At 68.7% G+C, this 22,584-nt stretch carries 22 protein-coding genes and 2 pseudogenes; 15 read left to right on the top strand and 9 right to left on the bottom strand.

The window, feature by feature from the left end; translation table 11 throughout:
- Positions 1 to 108: 108 nt before the first annotated feature.
- A complete protein-coding gene (locus ID554_RS00280; protein ID WP_117230052.1) occupies positions 109 to 1,266 on the bottom strand; it encodes an ISAs1 family transposase in 1,158 nt (385 codons plus the stop codon).
- Between the two features lie 495 nt (positions 1,267 to 1,761).
- On the opposite strand from ID554_RS00280, the gene ID554_RS00275 reads away from it, so the two are divergent.
- Together ID554_RS00275 and ID554_RS00270 are read left to right on the top strand one after the other, a co-directional pair.
- Positions 1,762 to 2,124, top strand: a complete 363-nt coding sequence (locus ID554_RS00275; protein WP_117231125.1) for a DUF4345 family protein — start codon at positions 1,762 to 1,764, stop codon at positions 2,122 to 2,124.
- Between the two features lie 158 nt (positions 2,125 to 2,282).
- Positions 2,283 to 3,002, top strand: a complete 720-nt coding sequence (locus tag ID554_RS00270) for a VOC family protein (RefSeq protein WP_117231124.1) — start codon at positions 2,283 to 2,285, stop codon at positions 3,000 to 3,002.
- A gap of 54 nt (positions 3,003 to 3,056) precedes the next feature.
- Here ID554_RS00270 and ID554_RS00265 read toward each other — a convergent pair whose 3' ends face one another.
- From ID554_RS00265 to ID554_RS32630, 3 genes are all read right to left on the bottom strand, one after another.
- Positions 3,057 to 3,251, bottom strand: a complete 195-nt coding sequence (locus tag ID554_RS00265) for a winged helix-turn-helix transcriptional regulator (RefSeq protein ID WP_117231123.1) — start codon at positions 3,249 to 3,251, stop codon at positions 3,057 to 3,059.
- Complete coding sequence (locus ID554_RS00260) at positions 3,217 to 4,218, bottom strand: ATP-binding cassette domain-containing protein (protein WP_223884375.1); 1,002 nt, start codon at positions 4,216 to 4,218, stop codon at positions 3,217 to 3,219. Before ID554_RS00260 ends, ID554_RS00265 begins: the two co-directional genes overlap by 35 nt.
- Before the next feature lie 195 nt (positions 4,219 to 4,413).
- Positions 4,414 to 4,635, bottom strand: coding sequence for a hypothetical protein (locus tag ID554_RS32630; protein WP_317985239.1), 222 nt, complete (start codon positions 4,633 to 4,635; stop codon positions 4,414 to 4,416).
- Between ID554_RS32630 and ID554_RS32870 the strand changes: the two are divergent.
- The 4 genes and pseudogenes from ID554_RS32870 to ID554_RS00250 all read left to right on the top strand — a co-directional run.
- Positions 4,589 to 4,939: pseudogene (locus ID554_RS32870) on the top strand (RCC1 domain-containing protein); the annotation flags it as partial. The gene ID554_RS32630 and the pseudogene ID554_RS32870 sit on opposite strands and share 47 nt — an antisense overlap.
- An 8-nt stretch (positions 4,940 to 4,947) precedes the next feature.
- A pseudogene (locus ID554_RS32865) lies at positions 4,948 to 5,172 on the top strand (hypothetical protein); the annotation flags it as partial.
- A complete protein-coding gene (locus ID554_RS32620; RefSeq protein WP_317985237.1) occupies positions 5,173 to 5,637 on the top strand; it encodes an RCC1 domain-containing protein in 465 nt (154 codons plus the stop codon).
- Positions 5,638 to 5,919: 282 nt separating this feature from the next.
- Positions 5,920 to 6,081 (top strand): hypothetical protein, encoded by a 162-nt coding sequence (locus ID554_RS00250; RefSeq protein WP_158573871.1) that lies wholly within the window; start codon positions 5,920 to 5,922, stop codon positions 6,079 to 6,081.
- Between the two features lie 62 nt (positions 6,082 to 6,143).
- Here the strand turns inward: ID554_RS00250 and ID554_RS00245 are convergent, their stop codons facing one another.
- A complete protein-coding gene (locus ID554_RS00245) occupies positions 6,144 to 8,507 on the bottom strand; it encodes a beta-galactosidase (RefSeq protein ID WP_223884374.1) in 2,364 nt (787 codons plus the stop codon).
- 256 nt (positions 8,508 to 8,763) lie between these two features.
- Between ID554_RS00245 and ID554_RS00240 the strand changes: the two genes are divergently transcribed.
- The 8 genes from ID554_RS00240 (at position 8,764) to ID554_RS00205 (ending at position 16,859) form a co-directional block, all read left to right on the top strand.
- On the top strand, positions 8,764 to 10,068 hold the full coding sequence (locus ID554_RS00240; protein ID WP_117231122.1) for an ABC transporter substrate-binding protein: 1,305 nt from the start codon (positions 8,764 to 8,766) through the stop codon (positions 10,066 to 10,068).
- A gap of 80 nt (positions 10,069 to 10,148) precedes the next feature.
- On the top strand, positions 10,149 to 11,096 hold the full coding sequence (locus ID554_RS00235; protein ID WP_117231127.1) for a carbohydrate ABC transporter permease: 948 nt from the start codon (positions 10,149 to 10,151) through the stop codon (positions 11,094 to 11,096).
- Positions 11,093 to 11,935 carry a carbohydrate ABC transporter permease gene (locus tag ID554_RS00230; RefSeq protein WP_117231121.1) on the top strand — a complete coding sequence of 281 codons (843 nt, stop codon included), beginning with the start codon at positions 11,093 to 11,095 and terminating at the stop codon, positions 11,933 to 11,935. The genes ID554_RS00235 and ID554_RS00230 overlap by 4 nt, the downstream gene beginning before the upstream one ends.
- A 7-nt stretch (positions 11,936 to 11,942) precedes the next feature.
- Entirely contained in the window at positions 11,943 to 13,007 is a 1,065-nt protein-coding gene (locus ID554_RS00225) for a LacI family DNA-binding transcriptional regulator (protein ID WP_223884373.1), read from the top strand.
- 134 nt (positions 13,008 to 13,141) lie between these two features.
- Positions 13,142 to 14,245 carry a glycoside hydrolase family 53 protein gene (locus tag ID554_RS00220; protein WP_117231119.1) on the top strand — a complete coding sequence of 368 codons (1,104 nt, stop codon included), beginning with the start codon at positions 13,142 to 13,144 and terminating at the stop codon, positions 14,243 to 14,245.
- Positions 14,246 to 14,335: 90 nt separating this feature from the next.
- Positions 14,336 to 14,767, top strand: a complete 432-nt coding sequence (locus ID554_RS00215) for a transposase (RefSeq protein WP_113974894.1) — start codon at positions 14,336 to 14,338, stop codon at positions 14,765 to 14,767.
- Between the two features lie 5 nt (positions 14,768 to 14,772).
- Entirely contained in the window at positions 14,773 to 15,789 is a 1,017-nt protein-coding gene (locus ID554_RS00210; protein WP_113974893.1) for an IS3 family transposase, read from the top strand.
- Between the two features lie 437 nt (positions 15,790 to 16,226).
- The gene (locus ID554_RS00205; protein WP_147333673.1) at positions 16,227 to 16,859 is read left to right on the top strand and encodes a hypothetical protein; all 633 of its coding nucleotides are present in this window, start codon (positions 16,227 to 16,229) and stop codon (positions 16,857 to 16,859) included.
- A gap of 418 nt (positions 16,860 to 17,277) precedes the next feature.
- On the opposite strand, the gene tnpC (ID554_RS00200) is transcribed toward ID554_RS00205, so the two are convergent.
- The 4 genes from tnpC (ID554_RS00200) to ID554_RS32860 form a co-directional block, all read right to left on the bottom strand.
- Positions 17,278 to 18,648, bottom strand: coding sequence for an IS66 family transposase (tnpC, locus tag ID554_RS00200; protein ID WP_449560077.1), 1,371 nt, complete (start codon positions 18,646 to 18,648; stop codon positions 17,278 to 17,280).
- A 102-nt stretch (positions 18,649 to 18,750) separates the two neighbouring features.
- Positions 18,751 to 18,987 (bottom strand): hypothetical protein, encoded by a 237-nt coding sequence (locus tag ID554_RS00195; protein ID WP_191088684.1) that lies wholly within the window; start codon positions 18,985 to 18,987, stop codon positions 18,751 to 18,753.
- Positions 18,957 to 20,375 (bottom strand): IS66 family transposase, encoded by a 1,419-nt coding sequence (gene tnpC / locus ID554_RS00190; protein WP_191088609.1) that lies wholly within the window; start codon positions 20,373 to 20,375, stop codon positions 18,957 to 18,959. The genes ID554_RS00195 and tnpC (ID554_RS00190) overlap by 31 nt, the downstream gene beginning before the upstream one ends.
- A 49-nt stretch (positions 20,376 to 20,424) precedes the next feature.
- Positions 20,425 to 20,682 (bottom strand): Scr1 family TA system antitoxin-like transcriptional regulator, encoded by a 258-nt coding sequence (locus ID554_RS32860; RefSeq protein WP_223884728.1) that lies wholly within the window; start codon positions 20,680 to 20,682, stop codon positions 20,425 to 20,427.
- A 67-nt stretch (positions 20,683 to 20,749) separates the two neighbouring features.
- On the opposite strand from ID554_RS32860, the gene tnpC (ID554_RS00185) reads away from it, so the two are divergent.
- Positions 20,750 to 22,195 (top strand): IS66 family transposase, encoded by a 1,446-nt coding sequence (gene tnpC / locus ID554_RS00185; protein WP_223884372.1) that lies wholly within the window; start codon positions 20,750 to 20,752, stop codon positions 22,193 to 22,195.
- The last annotated feature ends 389 nt before the right edge of the window (positions 22,196 to 22,584 follow it).

Genomic DNA, 22,584 nt, shown 5'->3' with positions numbered 1-22,584 from the left:
GATAGGCCGCCTGTCCGAGCCAGATCCAGATCCTCGCCTGCTCGGCACAACACGTTTCTGGAAGCGGGACATCGGCCAGGGCGTTCGCAAGGTCGAGGTATGTCCGTTCTAGGTGAGTCCGAGTATTTGTAGGGATCGGTATGGATCTCGGCTGTTTCGGCGCAGGGTTGCTGCGATCGAGGTGGCGCCGTTGAGGCGGAGGAGGCTGATCGCGGTGTTGCGAAGGGTGGCCAGGGCGCGAGGCGCGTTGCCTGTGCGTAGCCGGCTGGCGTCCTCGCGGTAGGTGGTGTCGCGAATATGGTGAAGGACCTCGATGGCCCAGTGTCCGCGTAGCCAGTCGGCCAGGTCAGCGGGACCGGCCGCGGCTGCGGTCAGGCTGGTGATCGCGTACACGGTGACGGTGGACCAACGTCCGGTGGCCGGGTTGTGTCGGCGGCGCCGGATACGCAGGGCCTGGGCCGCGTGTGGGAAGTCCAGCGCGAGCGGCCCCAGACAGGTGACCGCCTGCAACTCCCGGATGTCGTAGCGGCCGTGCCCGCGCTCACGGGTGGCGTCCAGGGCGGGGATCTTCCCCCAGGGCAGGGCCTTGACCTGTCGGTAGAGCCGTGGCTGATTGCGCTTGACGACGAAGACGTATCCGGCGTGTTTGTCCTCGACCAGCCAGCGGGCATGCTCGCGCTGGGTGTGCAGCGCGTCCGCCGTGATGACCGCCCCGGCCAGGTCCAGACCGTCGAGCAACGGCTGGAACCGGCTGATCTCATTCGTCTTCCCATTAACGTCGATCTGCGCCAGGACGATCTGCTCGGCCTGGTCCAACGCGGCCAGCAGGTGCGCCTGAGACCCGGCCGGGCCGCTGCCACGCAGCGTCTTGCCGTCAACGGCGATCACCCGCCGACCCCGCCCGGTCACACCGGCCCGGCCGAGCAGCCAGCGACACACCGCGGCATCCAACGCGTCGGCGTCGATGCCGGCCAGCACCCGGCCCAGCGTGCCGTCATCAGGCACCCGCCGGGCCCCGGTCAAGGCGTCGCGGGCCGCGCCGAGACGGTCCCACACCGCGTCCGGCAGATCCGCAGCCCACTCGACGATCTCCACGACCCGGCTGGATCCCGAGAGCACCGCCGCGATCGCCATCGCGAGCAGCCCCGGCAGCGCATAGATCCGACCCCGGGCATCACGCGGGTCCGGCACCTCGGCAAGGACCTGCAGCAACCCCGGCGTGTCCCGCTCCGACAACGGCGACACGCCACCCAGGCGTGCGGACAACCCGCCGATCAACAATGATGCTTCCACGAGCGCGGTCTTCCTCGATCATCCAGTCTAGACACCTGAATGATCACCAGAAGGCCGCGCTCTCTCACGTACCCGCCGGAACCGGCGTGACTACCCCACAATCGGCAATCCGGTCATCTCACTACCTTGCGAACGCCCTGGGACATCGGCCACGTGGCCGATGATCGCACATGTGCTCATAACCGCAGAGGAACGGCCAACGCGCGTGCTGCGCCCGCCAGGACGAATCAGGCGGCGACTGGGGCAAGGGCTCCTTGTGGCGGCCGGATTGCTCAACGTGCTGCCCGGCGCTGGTGCCGTGTCGCCGGCCTGGGCCCGTTCGGCCTACGGCGTGGACGTCACGGGCGCGGACCTGGAGATACTCATGCGACATCGGGCGATCCTGCTCGCTCTGGTCGGCGTCACCGTGATCGTTTTGGCGTCCGGCCCCTGCGGGCGCCGCACGACGCCAGCGGTTCGAGGGCGCGAATGACGACAACGGTCATCATCGTCGGGATGTTCTTTTTCGGCATGGGTGTCTACGCGCTCGCCGCGCCTGCGGCACTTGCCCGTCCGTTCCGCATCGTCATCGAATCAGCAGAAAGCCGGTCCGAGATCCGTGCGGTCTACGGCGGGTTCGGCCTGGCGATCGCCGCCGTACTGGCTGCGGCGGCGCTCGACATCGGCGATGTCCGGCCCGGCGCGGTCATAACCGTCGCAGCGGCCCTTGCCGGAATGGCCCTCGGCCGGTTGTTCTCCCGGATCGCCGACAAGGCCACTGCGTTCTATCCGATCTGGTGGTATTTCTGGATCGAGACCATCGGTGCCGCCCTGCTGTTCGGCGTCGCCTGACCCTGATCTTGGCGAGCCGTATCGCAGGCAGGGAAGGCGCCGCCGATGGCTTGGCTCGGCGGCGTTGCGTTCTGGGTCATCAGCCGATCGGATGACCGAAGGTGATGATCGGCTATTTCCATGGGCGACGGACACCCCGCGACGTCTAGGAAGGAGGCATGACCAACGAGCGGACCGTTCCCCTGCTGCCATGCGCATCCATCGACGACATCGAAACCTTTTACGGAGTTCTCGGTTTCCGCACCACGTACAAGCAGCGCAAGCCCCACCCGTGTGTGGGGGTGCAGCGGGAAGACCTGCAACTACAGTTCTTCGAGATCCCCGGATTTGACCCGGAGCAGTCCTATGGCTCCTGTCTGGTACTCACGGCGGACATCGAGGGACTACACCGGGCATTCGTAGCCGGCATGCGCGCCGCGTACGGCAAGGTGCTGGTGTCCGGAACGCCGCGGATGACCCGGCCCAGGGCGCGGAAGAACGCCGACGGGTGGGGCGGGTTCAGCATCATCGACCCGGGCGGCAACTGGATCCGCGTCTTCCGGGACGCCGCCACCGCGCCCATGCCGGCCACCACGCCCGGCGGGCGGCTGGCCAAGGCCCTGGCCAATGCTGTCGTACAGGCCGATTCCCGGGGAAGCGTCGGACAGGCCGTCCGGATCCTCGACAGCGCGTTGGCTCGCCCACAAGCCGACGACGCCCCGGTCGAGCAGGTAGAGGTCCTGATCTACCGCGCCGAACTCGCGATGGTGCTGCACGATCCACAGACCGCGGCCGAGATGCTGGCCCGTGCCGAGTCCGTCACGCTCACGAAGGACGAAACCGAAAGGGCGGCACCCGCGTTCGACAACGCCGCCGACCTCGCAGCGGCACTGCGGTGACTCACCATACGAACGCCTCCCTCATCTCGGCCAGATGCGTGTGCCCGTGGCGTTTCAGCTGGGCCGCTGACGTGCCATAGCGATCTCGGCGGAGTGGTCGACCGCCCAGTCCGCCAGCGCCGAGAGCGGCTCCAGAAGGCTGACGCCGAGCGGTGTCAGCCGGTACTCGACGCTCGGCGGCACCGTGGGAAACACCTCACGTTCGACCAGACCGTTACTCTCCAGCGTCCGCAGCGTCCGCGTGAGCATGCGTGGGCTGATGGGTCTGGATGGTGAGTGCCTGCGGGGCGCGGCCTTCGTCGTGGAGCCGGTTGAGTAGCTGGCGCACGCGCTCCGGGCTGCCGTCGGTGAGTTCGCGGAGTGTGCTGCCATCGTCGAGGACGATCTCGACGGACTCCCCGCCGACCCGTTGTTTCAGGTCTGCCGCGGTGCCCTCGGCCACGATCGTCCCGCCGTCCAGCACCGCGATCCGGTCGGCCAAGACGTCGGCCTCGTCGAGATACTGCGTGGTAAGGAAGATCGTCTTGCCCTGGCTGGCGAGCCGTCTCACCACGTTCCACAGTGCGCTTCGACTGCGGGTGTCCATCCCCGTCGTCGGTTCGTCGAGGAAGATCAGCGGCGGCGACGAGACCAGGCTGGCCGCCAGGTCCAGGCGCCGCCGCATGCCTTCGGAGTACTGGCCCACTCGGCGTCTGGCCGCATCGGTCAGGTCGAACTCCGCGAGAAGCTCCTGTGCTCGTACACGGGCCGCAGCCTTTCGCAGGCACAGGAGTTGGCCGATCATCACGAGGTTCTCCAGCCCGGTCAGTTCCTCGTCGACCGATGCGTACTGGCCGGTCACGCTGATGAGCTTGCGGACGTGGGCGCTTTCCCGACTGAGGTCGTGACCGAGCACCCGCGCCGAACCCCCGTCGGCGGCGATCAGGGTGGTCAGGATGCGGATCAGGGTTGTCTTGCCGGCACCGTTGGGTCCCAGTAGCGCGAAGACCTGGCCGGCGGGAACGTCGAAGGTGACATCGCGCAGCACGTCATGCGTGCCGTAGCGCTTGCGGATGGCCCGGACGGACAGCGCTGGCGGGTCGCCGGGCAGGTTATATTGACGGTGGTCTGGGTGCACGGCAGGATTGCTGCGAGTCACCCGCGCGGGAACACCCGACCCTCTTGTAGCAGCTGGGGGCCTGGGCGACGGTTGGGCACCGTCGACCCGCCTAACCACGTTGAGCTGATCGCGCTCGCCGCATGCCGTGAGTCATGCGGCCGTGCCGAACCCGTAGACCGGGAGCGAGTTCGTCCAGTCAGCCAACCGTGCCGATCGATATGAAGTGGTGGGCCGCTGGCGACCTGGCGGGGCAGCGCCGCCTCCACTCAGCAGATCCGACGATGCCTGGAGGTAACAGCACATGAAGGAATATCAGGAGGCCCGGCTGCGGACGCGGTTGCGGCGGGCAGCCCGGACCCTCGCTGCGGCGGCGACGGCCGTCGTGGGGATCGCCGTGCTCGCGGTCGGCTTCACGGCGGGCGCGGCTACGGCGGGCAGCAGCCCCGCCGAGGGGGGTGCGTCGGGCGTCTCGGTCGCCGCCGCGGCGGTGTCCCAGGTCGCTACGGGTGATCTGCACACCTGTGTGGTCCGCACCGACGGGACGCTCTGGTGTTGGGGCAACAACTTCAACGGTCAGATCGGGGATGGGACCACCACGAGCCGGTCCGCGCCGGTCCAGGTCGGTGACGCCACCACCTGGGCGCGGGTCGACGCGGGCAGGAGCAACACCTGTGCGGTCCGTACGGACGGAACGCTGTGGTGCTGGGGCGGCAACAACCACGGGCAGCTCGGTGACGGGACGACCACGGCCCGGAACAGCCCCGTGCGGGTCGGTGACGCCACCACCTGGGCCAGCGTCAGCACCAGCAACAACCACACCTGCGCGGTCCGGACCACCGGCACCCTGTGGTGCTGGGGCCTGAACGGTCACGCCCAGCTCGGCACCGGCGCCACCCCCCTGATGTCGACCACCCCCTGCAGGTCGGCACGGCGACCACCTGGGCCAAAGTCGCCACCGGCTATGCGCACAGCTGCGCCGTCCGCACCGATGGGACCCTGTGGTGCTGGGGCAGCAGCTCCGACGGGCAGCTCGGTCTCGGCATCCTGAGCTACAGGGCGACCCCGACCCAGGTGGGCACCGCGTCCACGTGGTCCGGGGTGACGACCGGGTACGTCCACACCTGCGCGGTCCGCACCGACGGGACCCTGTGGTGCTGGGGCGAGAACGGGTACGGCCAGGTGGGTGGGGGCAGCGGCTACCAGACCACCCCGCTGCAGGTCGGTACCGCCACCACCTGGGCACGGGTCGAGGCGAGCATCGACTCGTCCTGCGCGGCCCGTACCAACGGCACCCTGTGGTGCTGGGGCAGGAACACCTACGGGCAGGTCGGCGACGGCAGCACCACCCACCGGTCGACCCCCGTCCAGGTCGGTAGCGCCACCACCTGGACGGGCGGTCTGGCCGTCTCCTATCACGCCTGCGCGGCGCGCACCGACGGCAGCCTGTGGTGCTGGGGCGACAACTTCCTCGGGCAGCTCGGCGACGGCACCACCACCGGCCGGACGACCCCGGGACAGGTGACCCTGCCTGCCTGACCGGGGCACCGACGGAAGAACCCGAGCCGCTGGTCCACGCTGCCCTCATTAATGGGAGTGCGAAACCCGTCCCCGCGCAGTGCCGAAGCCAACCTCGGCATTCCGGCAGCATGTGATCATCGGGGCGCCGACCTGAGCCGCCACGCCGGCCCAGGTCGGCGCCGTAGGCCCGAGGCGACCCTGGTCCGCGGGTGGCGTTCTACGCCCGGACGCCCTCAGCGAACCGCTTCACTGTTCGCTTGTGTTGTACTGTCGACCAACTGGTCCGTAGCGGAGTCGATGGTGAGTGGGTGTTCCAGTGGCGGAAGGACCGCGTTCACCGACGCGATCACCGTCACCGGCATCACCGGTGCAGTGATCATGGTCGTCGCCGCGATCTGGGCCCTCGTCACACTTCGAGGTGCGGCCGCGAACGAGGATCTCGCAGCGGAGCACGAGCACTGACCGACACCGTCCACCGCGACGCCGACGCACCGGGACAGTGGCGGGCCCTGTACGAGTGCCGGTCAGCTGACCATCGGATGCCCGACGAGGTGTGCGGCAGCAGGTAGCGGTGCGGGTTCACGCCAGATGCCACGGCCCTGGACCAGCAGGGCGTCGACGGCCGACAACTGCCCGTCGACCGCCGCCAGCCGGTCGCGGGCGTCCCGGGGCAGCGACACGGGTGAGTCGACAGCCAGCGGCAGCAGGTGCAGGGTCAGCTCGGCGTCGGCGCGCAGCCCGATGTCGGGCAGGTTGACAAGCCATTCGGCGCCGTCCCAGAAGCGGTCGGTGACCGGTCGGCCGTCGACCCGCAGTTGTCCGACGTCACCGGCCCAGCGGATCCGGAGGATCGCGTCGAGCCGTGGATCGGCGGCCCAGCGGGGCAGCGGAATCCGGTAGACGGCGGCCAGGTCGTCGAAGGTCTGCGGGGTGGGCGCGGACTGTCGCCGCTGGAACGTGCCGTAGCCGGCCGGTACCGGAGTCGCTGCCGGCCGGACGAGTTCGGGTGTTACCGGCTGTGCCGGGCCGGCGGTCCCGGCCGGGTGCGGGGCGACGGGCGTGGCGGTGCTGGGCAGGCCGCCCTCCAGCGGGAGGTCGACGAACGCGCGCTGCGCCGGCTCGTAGACCCGTGCCTGCGGCCCGTACGCCTCGATCCGGCCGTCCGGGCCCCAGCACAGCTCGTGCGGGCAGCGCAGCAGTCGGCGCGTCGGACCGTCCTCGCAGACCCAGATCTCGTCGCCCATGGTGGCAGGCAGGATCAGCAGGTCCAGCGCGCCACCGGCGGCGGTGCGCAGCCGGACCGGTGACAGACACGGCGTGGCCGTGGTGACGACGCCGTCGACCGAGTAGGTGGCCTCGATGCCGGGCTCGGCGACCAGCACCAGGGTGGGCACGTCGCCCGGAAGCAGGGTGAGTGCCGACGCGGTGCTCCAGTCCAGGCGTACCCCGCCGGCTTTCAGCGCCAGCGGCCAGCGGGCCAGGGTGCCGGGAGGGATGTCGATCGGCCGGGCGGGCATCACGATCTCCTCGTGGTCGAGGACGACCCGGAACTGGGCGTCGCGGTGGGACGCGAGTGGCAGGTGCGGCTGGTGCCAGGCGACGAAGAGGAAGCCGCTGGTGCCGTCGCTGCGCAGCGCGTACCGCAGGGTGTGCGCGTCGTCGACGCCCGACGGGCGGATCGCGGGCAGGCTGGAGGGCATCTCGGCGAGCGAGGCGCCGAAGGCGGCCAGGAAGGCGTGCTGCCGGCGTAGTACGGCGTGACTGCCGGCTGGCACACCGGCCTCGCCGATCGGAGCGTGGAAGTCGTAGCCGAGCGGGGGCAGGTCGTTGGGGTAGCCGGTGGCGTGGGACTCCTGCATGCCGTGCTCGCCGTGCGGGTTGGTGCCGCCCGCGTACATGTAGTAGCCCTGCCAGGCGGAGCCGTTGCCGATCTTGCAGTGCGCGATGGCGGCGATGTCCAGGGCGCGGGGACGCGGGCGGCGATGGTAAGCGGTGGCCATACCGCCGCCGAGTTCGCAGGTGGCCGGCGGGAAGTGTGTCGAGGGGGAGCGGGGGCGCGTGGCGTGGGCGTTGTCGGCGTGCAGGCGGCGTACGTCGGATCCGATGCCGGGATCGTCCCAGACGTGCGAGAAGAAGTAGTGGTCGCGGAAGGTCGGGTCCCAGGGTGCGTCTGCGTCGACCCAGAAGCCGTCGCCGTAGCCGCCGTAGAGCGGCAGTACCTCGTGCTGGGGAAGGGCGGCGCTGCCCCAGGCGGTGGCGGTCCACAGTGGTGCCGACATGCCGGCCTCGCGGGCCAGCCGCTTGAGGGTGATCAGGTGGTCGGGCTGGTCGTAGAGTTCGTTCTCCAGCTGGATGCCGAGCACCGGCCCGTCGGGGCCGCAGCGTCCGTCGAGGGCGGCGCCGAGCTGGCCGTACCACTCGCGGACCAGGTCGAGATAGGCCGGGTCGTCGGTGCGGTGCCGGGCGGGGGTCCGTTGCACCCAGTCCGGGAAGCCTCCGTTGCGGGTCTCGGCGTGGCACCACGGGCCGATCCGCAGGATGATGTCGAGTCCTTCGGTGGTCGCCAGGTCGACGAAGGCGGCGACGTCGAGGTTGTCGTCGAAGCGCGGGCGGCCACGGTGTTCGACGTGGTGCAGCCAGAAGACGTAGGTGCTGGCCACCGTGACGCCGCCGGCGCGTAGTTGGCGCAGCCGTCGCTGCCAGCGGTCGCGGGGCAGCCGGCTGTAGTGGATCTCGCCGGAGACCGGGACGACCGGCACGCCGCGGCGCAGCAGGTAGCGGTTGGTCAGTGCGATGCCCGGCCGCGTGTCCTCCGTGTTGCTCATCCGGGGCCGCCGCAGCGGCTCGGACCAGGGCTGGTGCCGGACGGCGAGCGGTTCGAAGGGCACGGTGACTCCTCTGCGACGAACGGTTCGCCCCGGGCCGCGGGTGACCTGGGCCTGCGCTGCGGTGCCGTGGACTGTAACCGGTCACAGGCTGCGAGCCCGCAGAATACCTCGGCTTAACCTGCGTGACGCGAAACCTTGACAAGGGCGTTGAGGAGTATCACTGTAACCGGTCACAGGCTCAATGTGGTGACGCGCATCGTTTCCGGCGGTGGCCGGGTCCGGCGCCACCCGCGATCCGCCGAATCGAGGAGGAGCGATGAGAAAGGCAGTTCTGCCGCTCGCCGGAGTGCTGGCCGCGGCGCTACTCGTGACCACCGCCTGCGGTGGGTCCGACGACGCGGGCGACAACCCCGGCGGGAAGGTCGCCCTCACCTACTGGAGTTGGGCACCGAACATGGACCAGGTCGTCGAGGCGTGGAACGCCGCCCATCCCGACATCCAGGTCACCGTGTACAAGCAGGACGGCGGCGACCCGGCCGTCACGAAGCTGCTCACCGCCATCCAGGCCGGCAGCGGCGCCCCCGACGTCATGCAGGCCGAGTACCAGAAGATCCCGACTCTGGTCGCCGCAGACGCAGTCGCCGACATCTCCGCCGATGTCGGCGACCTCAAAACGAAGTTCCCCGACTCGGCATGGAACGCAGTCACCCTCGGCACCGAAGCCGTCTACGGCCTACCGCAGGACTCCGGGCCGATGATGTTCTACTACCGCGCCGACATCTTCGACTCCCTCGGCCTCCAAGCCCCGACCACCTGGGACGACTACGCCTCCGCCGCCCGCGCCATCCACACGGCCAACGACAAGCAGTACCTCGGCACCTTCTCGGCCAACGACCCGGGCTGGTTCGCCGGACTCGCCCAACAGGCCGGTGCCTCCTGGTGGGGTATACGGGACAACACCTGGTCCGTCGCGGTCGACGACGCCGACACCCAGCGGGTCGCACGCTACTGGGGCGCGCTGGTGCAGGAAGGAAGCATCGACAACAAGCCGATGTACACCCCGGAGTGGAACGCGGCACTCAACGACGGCACCCAGGTCGGCTGGATCGGCGCGGTCTGGAGCCCCGGCGTACTCGAAGGCAACGCGGCCTCGACCAAGGGCAAGTGGAAGGCCGCACTGCTGCCCCAGTGGGACGCCACCACCCCGGCCAACGGCAACTGGGGCGGCTCGGCCACCAGCGTCACCAGCCAGAGCAAGCACAAGAAGCAGGCCGCCCAGTTCGTCGCCTGGCTGAACACCGACCCCGCCGCGATCAAGGCACTGGCCTCCACCGCCAACGTCTATCCCGCATCGGTGGACGCCGCCGCGACCGCGCTGACCACACCACCGGCCTTCTTCGCCGACCAGCCCGACTTCTACACCATCGCCGCCGAAGCCAGCCGGATCACCACGCCGTTCACCTACGGCCCGAACGTCAACGTCGCCTACAGCGCCTACAACGATGCCTTCGGCAAAGCCGCCCAGTCCAAACAGGCCGCCGCCTTCACCGAGGCACTGACCACCATGCAGCGAACCACCACCGACGACATGCGCAACGCCGGCTTCACACTCGCCGACTGACCCCGCCGCCCGGCCACCACGCAGGCAACCCTCCGCGTCACGGCCGGGGCCGACCACAGCACCGACGGAAGGTGACGGCCGTGACGGCGTTCCCCACCACCACCCGCACGCCCCGCACGGCAACCCGACGCAGCGCCGGCGTACCGTACTCGTTCCTCGCGCCGGCCCTGCTCCTGTTCGCCGCGTTCCTCGCCGCACCGATCGCCTACACCACGTACCTCAGCCTGCGCCGCACCCAGGTCACCGGGCTCGGCCTGGGCGCCGGCTCACGCACCGAGGTCTGGGCCGGCCTGGAGAACTACACCCGGTCACTCACCGACCCCGACTTCCTGCCCAGCGTCTACCGGGTCGGGGCGTACGGGCTCATCGTTGTCCCGACCATGCTCGGACTGGCCCTGCTCATGGCGCTGCTGTTGGACGCCGGCCGGACCCGCGTGGGCACCTTCGCCCGCACCGCGATCTTCCTGCCGTACGCGGTGCCGGCGGTGGTCGCCTCGCTGCTCTGGGGCTTTCTCTACCTACCCCGGGTAAGCCCCTTCGCCGACCTGCTCCACGCCCTCGGCATCACCCCGCCTGACGTGCTCGCCGGCTCCGGGGTGCTCTGGGCGGTGGCCAACATCGCGATCTGGGGCGGCACCGGCTTCAACATGATCGTGCTCTACACGGCGCTCCGGGCCGTCCCCCGCGACCTCTACGAAGCAGCCCGACTCGACGGGGCCTCGGACGTGCAGATCGCCTGGCGGATCAAGATCCCAATCGTGACCCCGGCACTGATCATGACCTCCGTCTTCTCGATCATCGCCACGGTGCAGGTCTTCGCCGAACCGATGACGCTACGCCCATTGAGCAACACCATCTCCACCACCTGGACACCGCTGATGAAGGTGTACCGCGACGCCTTCACCCGCAACGACGTCTACTCGGCGGCGGCCACCTCGGTGGTCATCGCGCTGGCGACCTTCCTCGTCTCCTTCGGCCTCCTCAAACTCGTCGGCTCGCGCGCCTTCCACCAGGAGGACCGGACATGATCGCGAGCCGCGGCCGGATCAGCCCCGCCGCCACCGCCCTGCTGCTGCTCGGCGCGCTGTACTGCCTGTTCCCCGTCGCCTGGGTGCTCATCGCCTCGACCAAGAGCGCCGAGGAACTCTTCGCCACCTTCACCCTCGCACCCAGCACCCACCTGCTCGACAACATCGTCACGCTCAGCGAATACCGTGGCGGCCTCTACTGGCGCTGGATGGCCAACACCGCCCTGTACGCCGGGGTCGGTGGCGCGGCCTCCACACTGGTCTCCGCGATGGCCGGTTTCGCCCTCGCGAAGTACGCCTTCCCCGGCAAGTCCCTCGTGTTCAACATCATCCTGGCCGGCGTACTCGTCCCCGGAGTCATCCTGGCCATCCCGCAGTACCTCCTGCTGGCCAAGGTCGGACTCACCAACACCTACTGGTCGGTGCTGCTACCGAGCATCATCAGCCCGTACGGGATCTATCTCTGCCGGATCTTCGCGGCGGCGGCCGTACCGACCGACGTGATCGAGGCCGCCCGCATCGACGGTGCCAGCGACTGGGGCGCCTTCGGCCGGGTCGCCCTGCCGATGATGCGCGCCGGCTTGGTGACCGTCTTCCTGTTCCAGTTCGTCGCGATCTGGAACAACTTCATGCTGCCCTTCATCATGCTCGGCGACGACCGTCTCTACCCGGTCACCGTCGGCCTGAACGGACTCCTCAACCAGGGCGCGTCCCAACCCGCCATGTACACCTCGGTGGTCACCGGGGCGCTGCTGTCGATCGTCCCGCTCGTTGCCCTCTTCCTCGCCCTGCAGCGCTACTGGCGGGTCGACCTGGGCGCCGGCGCGGTCAAGGAGTGACGACCAGATGACAGAGACTATGATCCCCACCGTGCCGACCTCGCCCGCAACGGGGCGCAAGCGGCCCACCATCCGCGACGTGGCGCGCGAGGCCGGGGTCTCTTACGCGACCGTCTCCCGCGTCCTCAACGGCCGGGAATGGGTCAGCCCAGAAGCGGTCCGGGCCGTCCGGGAAGCCATCGCCCGCACCGGCTACACCGCCAACCCGCACGCCCGCTCCCTGGCCACCGGCCGCTCCGGCTCGATCGCCTTCCTGCTCACCGAGCCACAGCACCTGCTCTTCGAAGACCCCAACTTCTCGGTCCTGCTGCGCGGGGTGGCCCAGGCTGTCTCCGACCGACAGATGACGCTGCTGCTGATGATCGCCTCGACCCCGGAGGAACGCACCCGCACGGTGGCCTACCTCTCCGGCGGTCACGTTGACGGAGTCCTGCTGGTCTCACCGCACTCCGGCGACCCACTCCTGAACAACCTCGTACGGGCCGAGGTGCCGATCGTGGCGTGTGGCCGGGTACTCGGCTACGAACAGGTGATCAGCTCGGTAGCGGCCGACGACCGCTCTGGTGCCCGGTCAGCGGTGGAACACCTCGTCGCGGCCGGCTGCCGACGGATCGCCACGATCACCGGCCCGCAGGACACCTCCGGCGGGGTCGACCGCCTGCAGGGCTACACCGACGCGCTGACCGCACACGGCCTCACCGTCGAGCCGACCCGCATCCAGCACGGCGACTGGAGCAGGGAGAGCGGCGCAGCGGCCATGCGGACACTGCTGCAGCAGACCCCCGACCTGGACGCGGTCTTCGCCGCCTCCGACATGATGGCCGCCGCCACCCTGCCGGTGCTCCGCGAGGCCGGCCGCGACGTGCCCGGCGACGTACGGGTGGTCGGCTTCGACGACTCGGGCCTGGCCGCCACACTCGACCCACCCCTCACCACGGTCCGCCAGCCCCTCGACCGCATCAGCGAAGAAATGACCCGGCTGCTCACCGACGTGATCGCCGGACGCACCCCGATCTCCGTCACCGTGCCGACAAGCCTGGTCGTCCGCGCCTCCTCATCCGCTCCGGCCTGAGACACCCGCGCCCGCCCGGACCACCGTCGGTCGGCGCACCCACCACCACCTCACCTGGTCCCCGAACCGTCCGGCAGCCCGCCGGACGCGCCCGCTCCCGGGCGGGCAACGCATCCTCCACGTGAAGGAGCGCCATGAAACCGTCCCTCCGGGCCTTCCTGGCGGTGGTCGTCCTCGCGGCCCCGCTGGCCCTGACCGCCCCCGCGCAGGCGGCCAACACCCTCACCATGCGCGGCGCCGACGTCTCGTCGCTGCAACGCAGCCTGGACCTCGGCGCGCGCTACTACAACGCCTCCGGCACGCAGGCCGACCCCTACGACATCCTCGCCGCCAAGGGCGTCAACTACCTGCGGCTGCGCATCTGGAACAACCCGGTGAGCGGCTACAACAACAAGGCGAAGGTGCTCCAGCAGGCCAGAACGATCAAGGCGAAGGGGTTCAAGCTCCTGATCGACTTCCACTACTCGGACACCTGGGCCGACCCGGGCAAGCAGTACCCGCCCGCGGCCTGGGCCAACCACTCACTGAGCCAGCTGCAGACCGACGTCTACACCTACACCCACGACGTGTGCAGCGCACTCAAGGCACAGGGCACCACCCCGGACGCGGTGCAGATCGGCAACGAGATCAACGTGGGCATGCTGTGGCCGACCGGACGGGTCGTCAACAACAACTTCGCTCCGCTGGCGAGTCTGCTCAAGCAGGGCTACAACGCCACCAAGGCATGCAACAGCGGCACCCAGGTGTGGATCCACACCGCCAACGCCGACAGCAACGCCAACGCCCGCTGGTTCTACGACGGGATCAGGGCACAGGGCGTGACCTGGGACGTCACCGCCCTGTCCTACTACTGCATGTGGCACGGCTCGCTCGCGAACCTGTACAACGTGATCGCCGACGTGAAATCCCGCTACGGCAAGCCGGTGGTGCTCGCCGAGACCGCGTACCAGTTCACCGCCGCCGACGCCGACCACGAGCGGAACTCGATCCCCGGCACCGTGCTGTGCGACAACATCCCGGCCACCTGGGCCGGACAGGCACAACAGTTCAGCTGGGTCCAGAACACCGTGCGCAACGCCGGCGGCGTGGGCGTCTTCTACTGGGAGCCGACCTGGTACGCGATCCGGGGCAACGGCTGGGCTCCGGAAGACATCAACGGCACCGGCAACGGTTGGGACAACATGGCCGTCTTCGACTGGACCGGACGCGTCAACCCGCACGTGGTCTGGACTCCGTAACCCGCCACCCCCTCCCTGTCACGCTGATGTGAGACAGCCCGTCTACCAGGGGATACTCTTCCTGGACGGCCCTGAGGAGAGCACATCAGCATGACGTCGAGGCCCCATGAGAGTCTGGATCCGGACGCCCGGCCCCAGCGGCGGACATTCACCGCGGAGTTCAAGGCGAGGATTCTGGACGAGTACGAGTCGGCGCCGGATGCGGCGGCTCGCGGGGCGATTCTGCGCCGGGAACGGCTGTACGGTTCACACCTTCTCGACTGGCGCAAGGCGCGGGATGCCGGAGCCGCGGCCGGCCTGACGGACCGGCGGCAATCGGCTGCGCGGGCGGCGAAGAAGGCCGAGAACGCTGAACTTTCCCGTCTTCAGCGGGAGAACGCCCGCCTGCAGGCCGAGTTGAACAAGACCCAGACCGCGTTGTCGATCATGGGAAAAGCTCACGCGCTCTTGGAACTGCTCTCCGAGAGCGCGGATGCCGTGGCGATGCCGAACTCGTCCTCGCCGAGGCGCAGGCGGCGCTGACGCCGTTGTGGGGCATCGCGCCCGCGTGCCGGCTGACCGGCCTGTCGAGGGCGACGCTGTATCGCCGTAGTGCCCCGCCGCTGGTCTCCCGGCCACGGGCGCCGCGTAAGCCGCCGCCGTCCGCGCTGACCGAGCCTGAACGCCGGCAGGTCCTGGACCTGCTCAACAGCCCGCCATACGTGGATCTGGCCCCGGCGCAGGTGTGGGCCCGCGAACTCGACGAGGGCCGCTGGTGGTGCTCGGAGTCCACGATGTACCGGATTCTGCGGGCCGCCGGGCAGACCGGCGAACGCCGCAGCCAGGCCACCCATCCGGCCCGGACCAAACCCGAACTGGTCGCCGACGCCGCGAATCAGGTGTGGTCGTGGGACATCACGAAGCTGCGCGGCCCGGTCAAGGGCGTCTGGTTCCACCTTTACACGGTGATCGACATCTGGTCCCGCTACGTCGTCGGGCACATGGTCGCCGCCCACGAGGACGGCCAACTCGCCGAAGCGCTGATCGCCGACGCCGCCGCCCGCGAACGCGTGAACCCCGATCAGCTGACCGTGCACGCCGACCGCGGCGCCGCGATGACCAGCAAGACCGTCACCCAGCTGCTGACCGATCTCAAAATCGGCCGCAGCCACAGCCGGCCCAAGACCTCCAACGACAACCCGTACATCGAGGCCAGCTTCAAGACACTCAAGTACGACCCCACGTTCCCAGAGCGGTTCGGATCGATCCAGCACGCCCGACAGCACTGCGAAGCGTTCTACAGCTACTACAACCACGAACACCGGCACTCCGGGATCGGCCTGCACACCCCGGCATCGGTCCACCACGGCACCGCCGGACAGATCCGTGAACAGCGGCAACGCACCCTCGACGCCGCCTGGGCCGCACATCCCGAACGGTTCGGACGCCGCCGTCCCCAACCACCCCGGCTACCGGACCGGGCATGGATCAACAAACCCGACAACAGCCACCCGGAACAGGCCGTGACCTCGGCCGGAGCCCCTCTTCCACCAGCACAAAGCTAAACAAAATCAAGAAATTGTCTCAGTTGACTTGACAGGTTCCGGGGGTGTATGGCAGGGCAGGCACGAGCTTCGTGATCATTGTGGTGTCTAAGCCCGATGATCATGAGGTGGCTCGTGCCTGCCGTTGCATCTTCTCCTGTTCCTGCGGTGCTGGTGAAACTGGGTCCGCTGGGCCCAACTCACCCTGACAGACAGGGGATCGCTGACCTGCGCCCCTATCTCGACCTGGCGCCGGGTCCGCGTTCGCGGTGGGGCCGGTGGCACTCGCTGACTGCGGTCCTGCTGGTGTGTGCCTGCGCGGCTGTCTCGGGTGCGAGGAGATCGACGAACTCGCCGAGTGGGGTCAGCGGGCCTCGACCGCGCTGTTGACAGTGATCGGGATCCGCGTTCATCGGCTCCGGTGGCGACGTGCTCCGTCGTCGGCCACGATCGGCCGTGTGCTGGGGGCTGTTGACGGTGACGCCGTGGACCGGGCGGTCGGCGCTTACCTGGCCCACCGGCATCGCGCCGCTACCGAACCTGCTCAGACGCCGTCGATGTCCGCACCCCGCCAACGGCGGGCGATCGCTGTCGACGGCAAAGCACTCAAGGGATCAGCCCGTCTCACCACGGCCCGCCGGCATCTGCTCTCCGCGGTCACGCACGGCGCCGTCGTGACCCTCGCCCCAGTGGAGGTCGGCGCGAAGACGAACGAGACCACCCACTTCCAGCCGCTGCTGGCCCCGCTGGACCTGGCCGGCACGGTTGTCACCTTCGACGCCCTGCACTCGGTCAAAGCGAACGTCTCCTGGCTGGTCGAGACCAAGAACGTTCACTACATCGCCTGCTGGCCTTTTGGATCGTCGCGGTCGTCGGGGGTCGGCCTGGCGCTGATCGACGTACGATCCCGACGCCTACCCCATCGCCTCGCCGGGATGCTGTGGGCATCGTCCGGCTTCTGCTTCGTCGTCTCGGCTCATGCCATCGAGGGCGCTGGGCCACTGGGTACGAGCGTGTGCCGTCGGGGCCAACGTGGCGGCAATGATGCTCGCGATCGCCCTGGCCCTGCCTGGGCAGCTTGGCCTCGGTGACGCTGTGTTCGAGGCCCCCAGCACATTCAACGTCGGCTGGCTGAGCTTGTAGGTGGCGGCGACCGCCTCCTCGTTCAAGCCGTCCTCACAGTCGTGGGACGACTGCGACGGTCCGACGACTATCGGGCCAGCCCTCGTCGCTGGTTGGCTGGGGGCAGTGCTCGGCTTGTAGGGTCAGCGTCGGTGCCCGGGCCCCACAAGGCGCACGGTTCTGGTACCTCCCTCGCCAGACGGATATGTTGCGTCAGGCGGGTGTCAGTTTTTCGGCGAGGCGGCGTACTAAAGATCGCCGTTGTACCCGATAAACCAGATGGCTCGGTTACAGAATTTGGCGGAGGTCCGTCAAAGCGCGGCGGATGACGTCGCGAGCTTCATGGTCGTACACGGCGTCCGCCTGAAGGCGATCCATCGTACGTATTCAGCTTGATATTGCCGGTTCCGGTAGCCATGGTCCGGTGGTGAAGAGTTGTTCGAGCACGTCGAGGGCGTCTTTGCCGTGTTTGGTGGCGGTGGACAGGTAGGACCGTAGGGTGGCGAAGTCGGCCAGGCCTTGCAGGGTGCGCCAGGTCGCGGAGATCTTCTGTTGGAGTTTGACCGGGCGGAGATCGCGTTCGGCCTGGTTGTTGGTGAAGGGCACGGCCAGATCGACGGTGAACCGTAGGATCATGTCGCGGTGGGCGGTGAAGCGTTCGACCAGCGTGCCGGCTCGTGACGGCTTGCCGTCACGATCGGGCGGGTTCTGCTGGCGGCCGTAAGCGAGGGCCCCGGCGTAACAGGCACGGATGTGACTGATCTCGTCGGCTGACAGTGCGTCCCGGCCCGCGGTGACGGCCTGCTCGGTCATCTTCTTGGCCATCAGCAGGGTTTGCGCCATCACCTCGGCCCACTGCTGGCCGGCCGGGTCGGACTCGTGCACGCCGCGCAGATCGCGGATCAGATGTGCTCCGCACCAGGCGTGATCGGCGTCGGCCAGGTGGCGGTAGGCGGCGTAGCCGTCACGCACGAGGGTGCCGGTGAACCCGGGCAGGACCTTCCCGGCGTCGATGTCGGCCTTGCTGCGGCCGCCGACGTGGAACAAGGTCAGCTCAGGGGTGCAGGCCACGTGCACGTACTTGAAGCCGCCGTCGACCCTTGCCGGGGTCTCATCGGCGTGCAGCACCTGCTGGACGTGCAGCAACGCGGCCGTGCGGGACACGAACGGCCCGAGCCTGCGGGCCGCCTCACCGACCACCTGGTGCACGAACCCGGTCGACACCCGCACCCCGAGCAGATCACCCAACAGCGCGGCGGCCCGGGCGAAGGGCAGGAACTGGACGGCCCGCGCGTAGACGACGGCGGCCTTGACACCGACGCCGTACTGCACCCGCCCGGACACCCCGCCGGGTGCCACCGGCTCGCTGACCTGCCCGCACCCGCCGCACTCAACCGCGACCAGTTGGTGCTCAACGACCACCGACCGCCGCTCGGGCAGCTCGATCACCTGCCGGCGCTGCCGCCCGTACTCACGCCCATCACCCAGCGGAGCCCCACAACCCGGATGGCCACACCGCTGTGGCCGGTGCTCGATGACCTCATCCGGATCCGCGACCAGTTCGAGGGTCCATCCCGGCGCTCCCGGCTGCTTGCCCCGCCGCCGCCCACTGCCTTTACCCGGCTGCCGGGCCGGACGGCCCGGACCGTCCGACGAGGGAGGCTTCGACGAGTTCGAGGAGTTCATCCCCAACCGGCGTTTCAGTTCAGCGTTCTCGGCTTCCAACCGATCAACCCGTTCCCGCAGCTCAACCAGCATCGCGACCAGATCCTCGTACGAGAGCGGGACCTGCGGGACGGACGACACCCCATGATCATGTCAGCCGATCGACCAGAGTGGACAACCGGCCCCCCACTCACCTCAAGCTGAATACGTACGATCCATCGTGGTCGAGTACGCGGATGCCTCGTCGCCGTGGAACATGTATTCCCCGATGAACGTCTCCACGATGGCGAGATCGTTGCCCAGCAGAAGGAACGAGTTCTGCGGCGCGGTAGCCAACTGCCGGCCAAACGGAATAATCCCAAGCGTGATGTGAGGCATGTCAGTGATGTTGAGGTACGTATTCAGCTTGATATTGCCGGTTCCGGTAGCCATGGTCCGGTGGTGAAGAGTTGTTCGAGCACGTCGAGGGCGTCTTTGCCGTGTTTGGTGGCGGTGGACAGGTAGGACCGTAGGGTGGCGAAGTCGGCCAGGCCTTGCAGGGTGCGCCAGGTCGCGGAGATCTTCTGTTGGAGTTTGACCGGGCGGAGATCGCGTTCGGCCTGGTTGTTGGTGAAGGGCACGGCCAGATCGACGGTGAACCGTAGGATCATGTCGCGGTGGGCGGTGAAGCGTTCGACCAGCGTGCCGGCTCGTGACGGCTTGCCGTCACGATCGGGCGGGTTCTGCTGGCGGCCGTAAGCGAGGGCCCCGGCGTAACAGGCACGGATGTGACTGATCTCGTCGGCTGACAGTGCGTCCCGGCCCGCGGTGACGGCCTGCTCGGTCATCTTCTTGGCCATCAGCAGGGTTTGCGCCATCACCTCGGCCCACTGCTGGCCGGCCGGGTCGGACTCGTGCACGCCGCGCAGATCGCGGATCAGATGTGCTCCGCACCAGGCGTGATCGGCGTCGGCCAGGTGGCGGTAGGCGGCGTAGCCGTCACGCACGAGGGTGCCGGTGAACCCGGGCAGGACCTTCCCGGCGTCGATGTCGGCCTTGCTGCGGCCGCCGACGTGGAACAAGGTCAGCTCAGGGGTGCAGGCCACGTGCACGTACTTGAAGCCGCCGTCGACCCTTGCCGGGGTCTCATCGGCGTGCAGCACCTGCTGGACGTGCAGCAACGCGGCCGTGCGGGACACGAACGGCCCGAGCCTGCGGGCCGCCTCACCGACCACCTGGTGCACGAACCCGGTCGACACCCGCACCCCGAGCAGATCACCCAACAGCGCGGCGGCCCGGGCGAAGGGCAGGAACTGGACGGCCCGCGCGTAGACGACGGCGGCCTTGACACCGACGCCGTACTGCACCCGCCCGGACACCCCGCCGGGTGCCACCGGCTCGCTGACCTGCCCGCACCCGCCGCACTCAACCGCGACCAGTTGGTGCTCAACGACCACCGACCGCCGCTCGGGCAGCTCGATCACCTGCCGGCGCTGCCGCCCGTACTCACGCCCATCACCCAGCGGAGCCCCACAACCCGGATGGCCACACCGCTGTGGCCGGTGCTCGATGACCTCATCCGGATCCGCGACCAGTTCGAGGGTCCATCCCGGCGCTCCCGGCTGCTTGCCCCGCCGCCGCCCACTGCCTTTACCCGGCTGCCGGGCCGGACGGCCCGGACCGTCCGACGAGGGAGGCTTCGACGAGTTCGAGGAGTTCATCCCCAACCGGCGTTTCAGTTCAGCGTTCTCGGCTTCCAACCGATCAACCCGTTCCCGCAGCTCAACCAGCATCGCGACCAGATCCTCGTACGAGAGCGGGACCTGCGGGACGGACGACACCCCATGATCATGTCAGCCGATCGACCAGAGTGGACAACCGGCCCCCCACTCACCTCAAGCTGAATACGTACATGTTGAGGAGCCGATTGAGTTGCGCAAGCATGTCCCGTGGCGAACACAACAGGAGCCGGAGAGACGCCTCTGTGATGACGAACTCAAACGTCTTCGAAGGGTCGCACAACACTTGCTGTCGAGACATTCGACGAGCCGTGGCCGACTCCACCTCAGCGGGATCGGCGCCGTGAAGTCGTACACCTTCCTCGATCCTACTGCGAGCGTACGGTGGTGTCTGTAGAAGACCCGGAATGGTGACTGATCAGGTGCTGTTCGGCGGGTTGGCTTGACCTGGGCCGTTCCGGATGGATCATGGTGGGGTGTCCGGGACGCTGTCCATCGTGGAGCTGCTTGAGTGGCTTGCCCGGCTGGAGGCCCGGATCGTTGAGTTGGAGCGGGACAACGCCGAGTTGCGGCGGGAGAACGCGGTGCTGCGGGCGGAGAATGCGGATCTGCGGGCCCGGTTGGGGATGGACTCGTCGAACTCGTCACGGCCGCCGTCGTCAGACGGGCTGGCCAAACCGGCGCCGAAGTCGTTGCGGACACGGTCGGGTCGGCGGGCTGGCGGGCAGCCTGGCCATCAGGGGCGCACGTTGCGGCAGGTGGATGACCCGCATGAGCGGGTGGAGCACGAACCGGCCGGTTGTGGCGGGTGTGGTGAGGATCTGACCGGTGCCGCGGTGGCCGGGGTCGCCGTGCGGCAGGTGTTCGACCTGCCGGACATCGGTGTGCGGGTGATCGAGCATCGGCTCGTGTCGCGCCGGTGCGGGTGCGGGCATGTCACCGCTGGTCAGGCCCCGGACGGGGTGGACGCCCCGGTGCAGTACGGGCCGAGGGCTCAGGCCGCGGCGGTGTATCTGCAGCAGGCGTTGTTCGGGGCGCAGGCGCGGACCGCGCAGGCGATGGCCGATCTGTTCGGGGCGCCGATGTCGGCCGGCGCGGTCGCCGCGCACGCACGCGCCGGGGATGCTCTGACCGATTCGGAGTTCGTGGATCAGGTCCGTGACGCGTTGACGGTCTCGCCGGTGGTGCATGTCGACGAGTCCGGGCTGCGTGTCGCCGGCAAACTGCACTGGGCGCATGTGGCCACCACCGGGAAGCACACCCTCGTCGGGGCGCACCCGAAACGCGGCCGGGCCGGGATCGACGCTGGGCAGGTGATGGCCTCGATGACCGGGGTCGCCGTGCATGACGCCTGGGCCCCGTACGACACCTACACCCCGACCGCCCACCAGTTGTGCTGCGCGCATCTGCTGCGGGAACTGACCGCGGCCGCCGAGCTGGCACCCCAGCAAGTGTGGCCCGGTCAGGCAGCCGACGCGCTCCTGCGCCTCAAGACCGCCGCGGACACCGCCCGCGCCCGCGCGGCGCCCGGCATCAACCCGGACCTGCTGGCCGAGCAGACCGGCCTGTTCCGCCAGGCCGCCCTGGCCGCGGTCAAGGACCACCAGCATGAGAAGTCCAAGACCGGCCGGAAACTGACCGCCCTCGGCCGCCGGATGCGCGACCGCATCGACGACTACCTGCGGTTCGCAGTCGACCTGCGGTCCCCGTTCGACAACAACACCGCCGAACAGCAGATCCGCATGGTCAAAATCCGGCAGAAAGTATCCGGGAGCTTACGCACCCTCGACGGAGCCCAGCAATTCGCGCTGATCCGCTCCTACCTCGCCACCGCCACCGCGCACGGCCGCAACATCATGAGCGCCCTTACCGAACTCGTCACCGGCCGCCCCTGGCTACCCACCGCCACAGCGACCACCTGACTAGTCACTTCACCGCTTCCATGGCCTTCACCGTGAACCGCCCGGCTCGGCTCTCCCTCAATGTCTAACGACGCGGCAGGCTTCGCTCTCCGCTACGGACCGCTGATTTGCTCCCCCAACAGGGCCTTCGACGCTGGGCTCCGACCCGACCCGTTTCCAGACCAAGCCGCCAGCCTGCTACCGGGCCTCCTGGCAGCGTAACTGGATAGGTGCCTTAAACCGTTGTGCGGATACCAGCACCACGCCGCCGCGCCCCTGGAACCGCTGGTACTCGGTCCCGAACGCGATCAAGGATGGTGCCTGGTCAAACGCGATCTGCGCGTCAATCGCGGACGCCCACCGAACGTGAACGATGGCGCCGGCCGCGAAGTCACTCAGAGTGCCCGGCG

Origin of the sequence: Micromonospora craniellae (assembly GCF_014764405.1) — a bacterium.
In the GTDB taxonomy this organism is placed as follows: domain Bacteria; phylum Actinomycetota; class Actinomycetes; order Mycobacteriales; family Micromonosporaceae; genus Micromonospora; species Micromonospora craniellae.
The sequence above is the reverse complement of the archived record's forward strand: the minus strand, read 5'-3'. Positions and strand labels throughout refer to the sequence as shown.